The sequence below is a fragment of the Prosthecobacter sp. genome (assembly GCF_044373815.1).
GTDB lineage: Bacteria > Verrucomicrobiota > Verrucomicrobiia > Verrucomicrobiales > Verrucomicrobiaceae > Prosthecobacter.
This window is the reverse complement of record NZ_JBIPNG010000187.1, coordinates 1-11,771: the sequence shown is the minus strand read 5'-3', so window position 1 is coordinate 11,771 and position 11,771 is coordinate 1. Positions and strand designations below refer to the sequence as shown.

9 protein-coding genes are annotated in these 11,771 nt (G+C 60.3%); 5 read left to right on the top strand and 4 right to left on the bottom strand.

The genetic code is table 11. From position 1 onward, the window contains the following. The coding region (locus tag ACIREA_RS15975; RefSeq protein WP_397383291.1) for an autotransporter-associated beta strand repeat-containing protein at window positions 1-1,159 on the top strand (1,159 nt) is incomplete at its 5' end. A 297-nt stretch (window positions 1,160-1,456) separates the two neighbouring features. Here ACIREA_RS15975 and hflC read toward each other — a convergent pair. From hflC to ACIREA_RS15960, 3 genes are read right to left on the bottom strand one after another with little or no spacing between them, the layout of a single operon-like run. After that, window positions 1,457-2,509 carry a protease modulator HflC gene (hflC, locus tag ACIREA_RS15970; protein WP_397383290.1) on the bottom strand — a complete coding sequence of 351 codons (1,053 nt, stop codon included), beginning with the start codon at window positions 2,507-2,509 and terminating at the stop codon, window positions 1,457-1,459. Next, entirely contained in the window at window positions 2,506-3,507 is a 1,002-nt protein-coding gene (gene hflK / locus ACIREA_RS15965; RefSeq protein WP_397383289.1) for an FtsH protease activity modulator HflK, read from the bottom strand. Before hflK ends, hflC begins: the two co-directional genes overlap by 4 nt. Before the next feature lie 37 nt (window positions 3,508-3,544). Then, the gene (locus ACIREA_RS15960; protein ID WP_397383288.1) at window positions 3,545-4,513 is read right to left on the bottom strand and encodes an NAD-dependent epimerase/dehydratase family protein; all 969 of its coding nucleotides are present in this window, start codon (window positions 4,511-4,513) and stop codon (window positions 3,545-3,547) included. Between the two features lie 55 nt (window positions 4,514-4,568). Between ACIREA_RS15960 and ACIREA_RS15955 the strand changes: the two genes are divergently transcribed. Further along, window positions 4,569-5,441 (top strand): NAD(P)-dependent oxidoreductase, encoded by an 873-nt coding sequence (locus ACIREA_RS15955; protein ID WP_397383287.1) that lies wholly within the window; start codon window positions 4,569-4,571, stop codon window positions 5,439-5,441. A 271-nt stretch (window positions 5,442-5,712) separates the two neighbouring features. Here ACIREA_RS15955 and ACIREA_RS15950 read toward each other — a convergent pair whose 3' ends face one another. Then, a complete protein-coding gene (locus ACIREA_RS15950) occupies window positions 5,713-6,468 on the bottom strand; it encodes an SDR family NAD(P)-dependent oxidoreductase (RefSeq protein ID WP_397383286.1) in 756 nt (251 codons plus the stop codon). 507 nt (window positions 6,469-6,975) lie between these two features. On the opposite strand from ACIREA_RS15950, the gene ACIREA_RS15945 reads away from it, so the two are divergent. The 3 genes from ACIREA_RS15945 to ACIREA_RS15935 all read left to right on the top strand — a co-directional run bounded on the left by ACIREA_RS15945 (window position 6,976) and on the right by ACIREA_RS15935 (window position 11,614). Beyond that, a complete protein-coding gene (locus tag ACIREA_RS15945) occupies window positions 6,976-8,340 on the top strand; it encodes a DUF1501 domain-containing protein (RefSeq protein WP_397383285.1) in 1,365 nt (454 codons plus the stop codon). 5 nt (window positions 8,341-8,345) lie between these two features. Continuing rightward, a complete protein-coding gene (locus ACIREA_RS15940; RefSeq protein ID WP_397383284.1) occupies window positions 8,346-10,763 on the top strand; it encodes a serine protease in 2,418 nt (805 codons plus the stop codon). Window positions 10,764-10,840: 77 nt separating this feature from the next. Beyond that, a complete protein-coding gene (locus tag ACIREA_RS15935) occupies window positions 10,841-11,614 on the top strand; it encodes a GxxExxY protein (RefSeq protein WP_397383283.1) in 774 nt (257 codons plus the stop codon). Window positions 11,615-11,771: the final 157 nt, after the last annotated feature.

Below are 11,771 nucleotides of genomic sequence, written 5' to 3'. Positions count from 1 at the left end.
TGAATTCAATGGCGGCGGCGCCTTCACCAAGACCACCACCGGCACGCTTTACATGGATGGCGTGAACTCCTACACCGGCACCACCACGGTCACCGACGGCACGCTGCAGTTCCTCCGTGAGACAGCTCTTTACAACAACACCTCCTCAAGCTGGACGGACGCCAACATCGCAGTCAGCAGCGCTGCCACCGCCGCGTTCAACGTCGGCGGCACCGGCGAGTTCACCGCTTCAGACGTGGACATCATCAAGTCCCTCGGCACCTCCACCGGCGGCTTCCAAAGCGGTTCATTCCTCGGCCTCGACACCACCAACGCCTCCGGCGGCAGCTTCACCTATGGCGGCAGCATCGCCGACACCAACAGCGGCGCAAACACCGTGGGCCTCAAAAAACTGGGCGCCAACACCCTCGTGCTCACCCAGACCAGCACCTACTCCGGCACCACCACTGTCGCCGCAGGCACCTTGCAGGTGGGCGATGGCTCAACCGGCGCTCTCACCGGCTCGGGCGTCGTCACCGTCAGCCCCGCCGCCATACTTTCCGGCTCCGGCAGCATCGCCGGCGCCACCGTCATCACCAGCGGTGCCATCCTTGCCCCCGGCGTGGGTGACACGAACACCAGCAATCAAACCCTCACCTTCACCGCGGCTGGCACGGCGGTGAACGTCAACAATGGCAGCCAGATTCAGCTCAGCCTGACCTCCAGTTCTCAAGTCGATTCAGCCTTCGACCTCTCGGGCAGCGCCCTCTCCTACTTGAACACCCACGGCGGTGCCTCCGGCACAGCCTACACCACCATCTGGGATCAGTCAGGAGACTACGACAGCATCCAATTAACCAACGGCACCTTCACTCTCGGCACCACCGCAGGCGGCACCGTCAAGCTCCTAAACAACAGCGCCACGCTCAGCGCTGGCAGCATCTTCAAACTTCTCGACTGGACCGCCGTGGGCACCGCGGATTCACTCGCTGGCTCCGGCACCTTCACCTTGGCAGATTTGGACCTCTCAGACGTGGCTCTCGGCTCCGGCCTCTCCTGGGACACCAGCGCCTTCACCACCTACGGCGTCCTCGTCGTCGTCCCCGAACCCTCCCGCACCCTCCTCCTCATGCTCGGCCTCTGCAGCTTCGCCGTGCGTCGCCGTCGCAAAGTTTCCTGATCAGCTTGGTTGGAGCATTTTAAATGACTTCTTGGCCCTTTTAGGCCCATGAAATGGTGCGATCACAAAGCGGTTCCCCTCTCCCCATCGATGACATGACAATGTCTAGGACGTCTTTGGGGAGAGGGTCAGGGTGAGGGTACACTCCATGCTGGCTAAGGCTGCCCACTGTTCCCACATCTCGTCCACTTCCCGAAGGAATAGATACAGTCCCGGCTTCCCTGTCCTCTGTAGCTTTAGCGAAGGAGGAAGCCGGTCCGAGTTCGTAGTTCGGGCTTCAGCCCGTTCCGGCTCAGGTCACCGCCCCACTTCCATCAGCGTCGGCAGCTTGTGCAGCGGCGTAAACTCCCCGCTCGCTCCCGCCGCCGGTTTGACCGCCTGCGGATTGCTCGACTTCAAAAAGCGAAACAGCTCGCTCTCCGTCGTGAAGATCATCGTCGTATCCGCCGTGATCAGCTGCTTGTAAGTCTCCATCGTCTTCAGGAACTCAAACAACTGCGCAGCTTCCGGTGTCTGGTTGTACGCCTTCGCATAAATCTCCGTCGCCTTCGCATCCGCAGTGCCTTCCATCTCCTGCACCTTGCGGTACGCTTCGGACTCGATCGTCGCCAGATCACGCTCACGCTCCCCGTTGATCTTCGCCGCCTCGCCTTCGCCTTCAGCACGGTGCAGCTTCGCGATCTGCTCACGCTCAGAAATCATCCGCTGGTGGATCGACTGGCTCACCGATGGATCGTAGTCGATGCGTTTGAAGCGCACATCCAGCAGCCGGATGCCATACCCCTCGATCTTCGGAACCGCATTCTTCAGCACCTCCGCCTCAAGTTCCACACGTCCGTAAATGATCGGCGGCAGCACACCCAGGCGTGAATCCGCACTCGAAGGCGCGCTGCCCGTCGTGGTCGTGTTGGCCACATCACGGATCGCCTTGCGGTCCTTCGTCGTGCGCACCGCCTCGATGAAGTCATGCTTCGCGATCACAATGCGCGTCTCGCTCGCCAGAATGTCATCCAGCCGCGACAGCGCACGCCGCTCGTCCGTGAGCTGGCGGAAAAAAATCAGCGGGTCGCTGATCTCCCAGCGCCCAAACACATCCACCACCACGATGACCTTGTCCTTTGTCGTCATGTTGGCCGATGGCCCGTCCCATTCCAGCACCCGCTTGTCCAGTCGGTTCACCGTCTGGACAAATGGCGTCTTCCAGTGCAGTCCGGCCTTGAGGATCGACTCGCCCACCGGCTTGCCAAACTGCGTGATCACCACCTGCTCCGTCTCGTGCACCGTGTACAAACCGGAGCTCGCCACGATCCCCAGCGCGAGGACAACTATCAAAACAAGGGAGGCTTTCATCGTGTGGCAGGGGCAGGGTTGGTTTGCGGTTCCGCCTGGCGGAGATTCATGAGTGGTAGAAACGAGGAGGCCTTGTCATCCAGAATGATCTTGCCCGGCACTTGCGACAGCACCTCGCCCATCGTCTCCAAATACAGGCGCTTCTTCGTCACCTCCGGCGCTTTCAGATACTCCGCCAGCACAGAAGTGAAACGAGCTGCATCACCCTCCGCCTCATTGATGCGTTTGGCGGCATAGCCCTCGGCACCTTTGATCTTCTGCTCCGCTTCGCCACGTGCTTTCGGGATGATCTGATAATAATTCCCGCTGGCCGCATTGATGGCAGACTCCTTCTCCTGCTTCGCACGGTTCACATCGCTGAAACTCGCCTGCACATCCGCCGGCGGATTGATGTTGCCGAGCTGGATCTGATCAATCCGTACGCCCATGTTCAGCGTCGCCACCAGTTCGCGCAGGCGTTCAGCACATCGGGTTTCCATTTCCTGACGGCCAATCGTCAGCACTTCATCCACCGTTCGGTCACCCACCACCTCGCGCATCACCGCTTGGGAAAGATCACGCAGCGTAGGCACCGGCTCGCGGAAGTTAAACACATACGCCACCGGATCGCTGATGTGGTACTGCACCACCCACTCCACCAGCGCCGTGTTCAAGTCGCCGGTCACCATCGTCTTTTCCTCCTCTTGATCTCGAGTGTCCGAATACTGATACGGATTGGTCGCCCCCTGCGTCCCAAAGCCAAACTCCAGCTTCTGCTGCCGCAAAATCTCCACCAGCGTGATCTGGTCGATGCCCCACGGCAGCTTGAAGTGCAGCCCGGGGGTCTCCGTCTTCAAGTACCCTCCAAAGCGCTGCACCACCGCCACCGACTCCGCCGGCACCTGATACACCCCCGAGAAAATACCGACCGCCAAAAACAGTCCGATCACTCCCGTGAGTATCAGGCGCGGGTTGAAGCTTATCTGCGGCGCATTCGCAAAAGGTCGTATCTCACTCATGCGGTGAGGCTACTGCATTCCACAGTCACGGCAAAGCCTACTTCATTCCAAAGTCTGCCACATATTGTTCCACGATCACCTTCAGCTCAGGCGGCCTCGGCAGACCAATCGCCTCCGCCCTCGCGCCATCCACCTGCTGCGGCCAGTTGTCCACGATCCCCTGAATCCGCGCATCAAACGCATCCACGATCGGCCCCAGCGTGATCCCGCGTTCCTCCGCAACTTCCTGGATCACCTTCTCCGCAATATTCGGCGTCACACGGTGCGCTGGCAGCACATACGCCCGATCTTTCCCCAGCTTCTCCTCCGCCACTTCACTCAAATAGATGAACGACTCAATCACCGTCCGGTAACCCGTCATCGGATGCGGCTGATCACGCCGGATCGGCAGCATGCACGCCTCGCCATTCAGCGGCTCACGAAACATCCCGCTCGCCCAGCTCGATGCCGCCGCATTCGGCTTCCCCGGCCGCACGATCACCGTCGGCAGCCGCACACTGCGCCCGTCAAAGTGACCTTTGCGCGTGTGATCGTTCACCATCATCTCGCACATCGCCTTCGTCATGCCGTAGGTCGTCTGCGGCAGTTGCTTCGTCACGTCAGACATCAGCTGCGACATGTCTATTCCGCCATAAACCGCCACACTGCTCGCAAACACCACCCGCGGCCGTCCCTCCGCCGCACGCGCCGCCTCAAACACATTGCGCCCACCCTCCAGATTCACCCGCATCGCATCATCAAACCGCTCCTCGCACTCCCCGCTCACCATCGAGGCCAGGTGAAAAATCACGTCAAACTTCGCCCCCGTCGCCGCCAGCACTGTCGCCCGGTCACCAATGTCACCCTTCACATGCTTCACCCGCGCATCCGTCGGCTCTCCACGGAAAAACGCATCCAGCAGCACCATCTCCGTGATCGCCCCGCCGCACCACGTGCCGCGTTCCAAAAGTTTCTGCGCAAGTTGGGAGCCAAGGAAGCCGCCGCCGCCGGTGATGATGATTTTCATGGTTGAGTAGGGAAGGGTTTGCCATCAGGCACGGCCTGATGTGAGTTCGTCGGACATGAGCAAGCCTCTCACAGGACACAAGATCGGATTCGTCGGACTCGGCAACATGGGCCGCGCCAATGCACGCCACCTCCATGAAGCCGGAGCCGACGTCGTCGTCTGGAATCGCAGCTCCGCCCCCGCAGAGGCCGCCGTCGCCCTCGGCATGCGCCGCGCCGCCACCCTCCCCGAACTCGCCCGCGAGATCGGCCCCGGCGTCATCTGCATCAATCTCACTATGACTGACGTCGTCGAAGCCGTCGTCTTCGGCCCCGGCGGCCTCATCGAAGGCCTGCACCCAGACGCCCTCATCATCGACTTCGGCACCACCGGCGTCCCCGAAACCAAACAATGGGCCGAACGCGTGAACTGGGTCGATGCCCCCGTCTCCGGCGGTCAGGTCGGCGCAGAAGCCGCCACTCTCACCATCATGGCCGGCGGCAGCGACGCCAATTTCCAGCGCGCCCTCCCCATCTTCCAGGCCGTCGGCAAAAACATCACCCACCTCGGCCCCGTCGGCAGCGGTCAGGTCACCAAGCTCGCCAATCAGCTCATCGTCGCCCAAACCATCGACGCCGTCGCCCAGGCCCTCCGCCTCGCCGAACTCTCCGGCGTCGATCCCGCCCTCGTCCGAAAAGCCCTCCTCGGCGGCTTCGCCGAAAGCCGCATCCTCGATCTCCACGGCGACCGCATGGTCCGCCGCGACTTCGCCCCCGGCGGCCGCGCCACCCTCCAGCTCAAAGACGTCCGCCTCATGTCCCAGCTCGCCGACTCCGTCGGCCTCGACTCCCCCACCCTCAAAAACTCCCTCGCCCAGTGGGAAAAATTCGTCCACGAAAAACACCTCGGCGACCTCGACCACAGCGGCCTCTTCCGCCTCTACGAGTAAAGCGAACTTCCGAGGTGACTGTTCATCTGGAAGTACGATGGGCACTCTTGCCCGTCGATCAGCGCCACCGCTGGCTCACCCGCTTTCGCTCTGCGCCAGAGAGACCGACACCTGTACCTCGCCGCACCTCGCTACAGATACCCGTAGCAGGGCTCCTGAATTCTGGTTTCCGTGTATTCGGTGTATTCCGTGGTTAAAAACTCTGCCCCCTCTGCCTCTCCGCCCCTCTGCGGCTAAATCGAACGTCCCTGCCATCTTGCCTTCGCCCCCCTCACGAATGCATCACCGTCCCCCCATCAATATTGATCGTCTGCCCCGTGATATTTTTCGCATGATCTGACGCCAGAAACGTCGCCATCGCCGCATACTCGTCCGGCATCTGCCAGCGGCCCAGGTGGGACACCTTCTTGATCTTCTCTGCCGCCCAGTCATCAAAGCTCTGCCGCTTGTCCTCCGGCACCTTCTTCTGCCCCGCAGCCCAGATGCTCTGATTCAGCTCCGTCTTCACCATCCCCGGCGCCAGCGCATTCACCCGCACATTATGCGGCCCCAGATCCTTCGCCGCACATTGCGTAAAGTTAATCAGCGCCGCCTTCGAAGCACTGTAAGGCGGATCCGTCTGCGACCCCATCTGCCCCGCCACCGAAACCAAAAACAGCATCGATCCCCCCCCGCTCTCGATCAGCTTCGGCGCAAACGCATGCGCCACATTCACCGCGCCAATCAGGTTCACCTCCAGTACTCGCGCCCAGTCAGAAGGCTCCAGATTCCAAAACGGAAACCCAAACTTCCCCGACCCAATGCCCACGCAAAACACCACATGGTCCACCCTCTCAAACTCCCCCGCAAAACTCTTCACCGACTCATAGCTCGCCACATCCCCCGCAGTGACAAAATCCGCCGCCTTCTCCCGGTCAAATCCCCGCACCGCGCACCCCTCCGCCACAAACCCCTCCGCAATCGCCCGGCCAATACCACGCGCAGCTCCAAACACAGCAACCGACTGCCCTTCAAGATTCAAATTCATGCCCCATTATGAAACGCACTCACTGCTTCTGTAAAGTGCCCATGATTGCAGACCAGACTATACAGAGCACTCTATCGAGGTGCTCGAACCCCACAGTGCACGATCCTGCAAGGTTCACTGGAGTTTGCCCCCGCCATGATCCTGAAAGGATCACAGCAGGTAGCCAGGGGGCGCAGCCCCCTGGAAGACAGCCCGCTCCTTTTTTCTGCAGGGCGCATGCCGGAGGCATGCCAGCAAGGTGCCACCACTCCCCGCGAAACCTGAGAGCAATGTCGCGGTGATTCTCGGAGCGTGTCTATAAGTTCAGGCGGCTTGTTGAGACCCTCCAGCCGGAATCAGTTCCGTCCGCATTCCCATGCCTGCTCATTCCATTGCTAAAAATCAAAGCTCCCAAAGGCTCTATCTCATTCCCTCCCCAGCCCCCCGAGTTCTCGGGGTACCGCAAGGAAACCCCACCTCAATCAGTAAATCCTTACCGCACCTTTCCCCGCAATCCCTTCCCAGCCCATGAAAATCCCCGCTCCCTCCGGCTGCTCCGGCTTCCGCCAGATGAATCTCCAGCGCCGCGAAGCCATGCGCATCGGCTTCTGCAGCGCCCTCGGCCTCAGCATGGCCGACCTCCTCAAACACGAAGCCCGCGCCACCGTGGAGCCCGGCTTCTTCAAAGAAGGCAAAGCCAAGAGTATCATCCATCTCCACCTCCCCGGCGGCATGGCCCAGCAGGAATCCTGGGACCCCAAACCCGAAGCCCCCACCGAATATCGCGGTGCCTTTGGCGTGGCCAAAACCAACACCGGCGAGGTCTTCAGCGAGAACTTCACCCGCCTCTCCAAGGTCGCCGACAAGCTCACCATCGTCCGCTCCGTCACCGGCAAGATCCCCGATCACCAGCAGGCCACCTACCACCTCTACACCGGCTACACCCCCACTACCGTCATCGACTACCCGCAGATGGGCAGCGTCGTCTCCCATCTCATGGGCGTGCGCCAAGGCATGCCGCCTTATGTCGCCATCCCCTCCATGCGCGGCTTCGAAGGCGGCACCGGTTTCCTCAGCAGCAAGTACGGCCCCTTCCAGCTCAACGCCGACCCCGGTGCCAAAGGCGAGTTCAAAGTCCGCGACTTCAGCATCCCCGACGGCGTCTCCATGCAGCAGTTTGAGCGCCGCAAAGCCGCGCGCGACATCGTCGAAGGCCAGCTCCGCAAACTGGACGCCGACATCGACAAGGTGAACACGATGGATGACTTCTACAAAAGCGCCTACTCCCTCCTCACCTCGGACGCCGCCCGCAAAGCCTTCTCCCTCGCCGATGAAAATGACGCCACGCGCGATCTCTACGGCCGCAACTACGAATTAAAACAACGCGCCCCCGCCGCCGTCGGCGAGCGCCTCCTTCTCGCCCGCCGCCTCGTGGAGTCAGGCGTGCGCTTCGTCAGTGTGAACTACGGCTCCTGGGACTCCCATGTGGACATCAAAGGCACCTGCACCGAATTCATGCCCGCCCTCGATCACGCCATCTCCGGCCTTATCACCGATCTCGATCAGCGGGGCATGCTCGACAGCACCCTCGTCATGGTCACCACCGAGTTCGGCCGCACGCCAAAGGTAAACATGAGCAATGGCCGCGACCACTGGGCCCGCGTCTACTCCATGCTCCTCGCCGGCGGCGGCATCAGCCGTGGCCAGATCTACGGCGCTTCAGACGCCACCTCCGCCGAACCCGCACGCGATGAAGTGAAGCTCGAAGACTTCCTCGCCACCGTTTACAACCAGCTCGGCATCGACTCCAACGAAGAGCTCATGGCCTTCGGCGGCACGCGCCCCATCGAAATCGTCAAAGACGGCAAAGTCGTCAAAGGCATCATCTCCTAATCGCCATGCGACTTTTCACCGCCCTCATGGGTTCAGCATGTCTGCTCACCTCGGCGCTCGCAGGCCCCATGGTACATCACATCGAGTATGTCACGCCCCGCGCAGGCCAGCGCGGCACCACGGTCGAAGTCACCATTGAAGGTGCCTTCATCAAAGAGGCACGGGAGATCCTCTTCTATCGTCCCGGCATCCGCTGCATCGAACTCAAAAGTCTGCCCTCGTTGCCGCAGCCCCGTAGCGCCATCCACGGCGGTTTCATTGAGGACAGCGTGCAGGCAAAAATTCAGATCGACGCCGATTGCCCGCTCGGACTGCACCCTTTCAAGCTGCGCACCGCCACCGAGCTCACCACGCTCACCACCTTCGCGGTGACTCGCTTTCCCATCGTCAAAGAAGCGCAGGAAGACCAGCCCGTGCCGATGAACAGCGCAGTGCTTGGCCGCATGGACACAAATCAAGTCGGCGACGTCGATGTCTATCGCGTCACCGGTCGCAAAGGCGATCACCTTTCCGTGGAAGTCGATTCTGTCTGGCTCACCGAAAAATTTTACGCTGGTTCTGAGTTCGATCTCACCGCGCGCATCCTTGATCCGACCGGCAAAGAACTCGTCCGCAATGACGACAGCGCCCTGCATCTGCAAGACCCCGTGCTCAGCACCATTCTCCCTGCCGACGGCGAATACCGCGTCGAGGTCAAACAGCGCGTCTTCAATTCGGGCGGCAACTGCTACTACCTCGCGCACATCGGTTCAAATCACCGTCCCCTCGCCGTGTATCCCGCCGGTGGCATGAAAGGCGAAAAACTTGCCGCCACCCTTCTCGGCGATCCAAAAGGCGATGAAGCCATCCATGTCACGCTCCCCGCACAAACGGGCGACTTCGCCTTCAATGACACCATGCCCTCGCCGCTGATGATGCGTGTGAGTGAGTTCCCCAATGTGCTCGAAGCCAAAGAGGCCGATGAGACCACCGTCAGCGCTCTCCCTGCTGCTTTGAATGGTAAAATCGAAGCCGCAAATGATGCCGACAGCTTCCGCGTCAAAGCCAAAGCAGGTGATCGCTGGCGCGTGCGCGTGTTTGCACGGTCATTCGGCACACCGCTCGATCCGCGCCTCACGATTCGCAAAGCCGACGCCGAAACCGACGACATCACTGCGGATGATTCCGCGCTTCCGGATCGCGATCTCTGGGCCATGTCGCGGCAAATTCAGCGCAAGGAGCTCATGGACCCTGCGGTCATTTGGGAACCAAAAACCGATGGTGATTACCTCATCAACATCACCGACATGCGCGGCCTCGGCGATCCAACTTCCGTTTACCGCATCGAGGTCGAACCCATCCGCGATGAGATCAACACCTTCATCCAGGCACGTGTCATCGACATGGTCGAATGTCCACGCCTCACCAGCATCGCCGTGCCGCAAGGCGGTCGCTGGACGGTCAATGTGAACCTCGTCGATGCCCCCGGCACTCGCTACAAAGGCGAACTTGACCTCGTCGTGCAGGGTCTGCCCAAAGGCGTGCGCATGATCGCTCCGCGTGTGCTTGCCGGTCAGCGTCAGGTCCCGGTTCAGTTCATTGCGGACGCTGGCACAAAGCCACAAACCGCCCTCATCTCCATCACCTGCAAAACCACCGATGGCACACCGCTGCTCAGCCGCTCGCAGCAGTCGTTTCCCTTCCTCGGCCACAGCGGTGGTCACGCCTGGCATTCCTTCGTCGTCAATGACTACGCCTTTGCCATCACTGAGCCGGCACCGTATCAAATCGATGTCGAGCAGCCTTCCATCCCGCTTTCCCAAAACGGTGAACTCACGCTGCCGGTCAAAATCACACGCAAGCCTGGCTTTGATGAAGCCATCGAGCATCAGTTCGACTGGGTGCCTCCCGGTGTCGAAGGCGAGCCCACACTCACCATCCCAGCAGGGAAAAACGAAGGCACCCTGCGCCTCAGCGCCAGCACTTCAGCCGTGCCGGGCACGTATCGCCTCGCCATGACCGCCTCCACCGCAGGTGGCTCCTATTACCTCGGCGCAGGTCGCATCCGCGCCTCCAGCGCATTCATCGACATCACCATCGCCCAGCCCTACATCGCCCTGAAGAGCAATCCCACCGCCGTCCGTCGCGGCGAAAAAGCCCAGGTCATCTGGGACATCGAACACAAAAAACCCTTCGAAGGCGAAGCCACCGCCACCCTCCTCGGCCTCCCCAAAGGCGTCACCGTCATCAACACCCCCAAACTCAAAGCCGGCGACAAACAACTCACCTTCGAAATCTCCGCTACCACCGAAGCCCTCCTCGGCCAGTACAAAGAACTCAGCTGCGAAATCACCGTCACCGAACGCAACCAGCAAATCCGCCAGCGCACCGGCAAAGCCATCCTCCGCGTCGACCCCGCCCTGCAAAAATCAGCCCTGAAATAAACGCCTTCTTTTAGGCAAAGGAATAAAGGAGCAATGGAATGACTGATTTTTGAAGGACGGATATCTTATTGCAATCCATGCCGATCACCTGCGCCATACCCATCGCCAATCTGACGCGCGACGAGTTCATCATGAAATGCGCCTACGCCACGCAGAACAATCTTGGACGGCTGTGCGATGAACATGTGTATGAAAATGAGTTGGCCAGCCGATTGCGTGCCGCTGGAATGAAGAGCGTCATGACACAAGTGCCGCTTCGAGTAACTCATGGTTCGTTCACCAAGGAATATCGCCTCGACTTGGTGGCGAGCGATGCCGTCTATGAACTGAAGACGGTTGAACACCTTATCCCCGCTCATGACGCCCAAGTGTTCAACTACGCCATGTGCCTCGGCATCCGCTGCATCAAACTGCTCAATTTCAGCGATCACAAAGTAAATGGAAAACTGCGCATGGCTCCGGTCACAACAGTCCAGCGTCACGCGTGTAAGATCACGACAAACGGCTGGCAGCCACTTTCGGCAAAATGCCGTCTTCTCAGAGACCATCTCACCTGCCTTGTTGATGATCTCGGCGGCTTCCTCGAAGCCAGTCTCTATCGGGAGGCCCTGTCATGCCTTCTCACCGCTCCCGAAACCCGGCTCACTGTCACCAGCAACGACATCGAACTCGGCACCCATACACTGCCAATGCTCGCCGGACACACTGCCTTCCATGTCAGTTCATACACAACCTACATCGAGCAACAGCGCCCCCACCTCCAGCTCCTTCTCGCCACTTTACCTCTGAAGTGCCTCCACTGGATCAACTTCAATCACCAGGACATCACCCTGACCACTCTCCTCCAGTAAAGCCATAAATTCAGTCTCCGGAACATTCCCTTGCTCCTTCATTCCTTTGCCAAAATGAAACCCTTCCTCCTCGCCCTGCTATTCCCTCTCCAGGTCATAGCCTCCGAAGCCCCCAGCTTCCGCCGCGATGTCATGCCTATCCTCTTCCGGTCCGGCT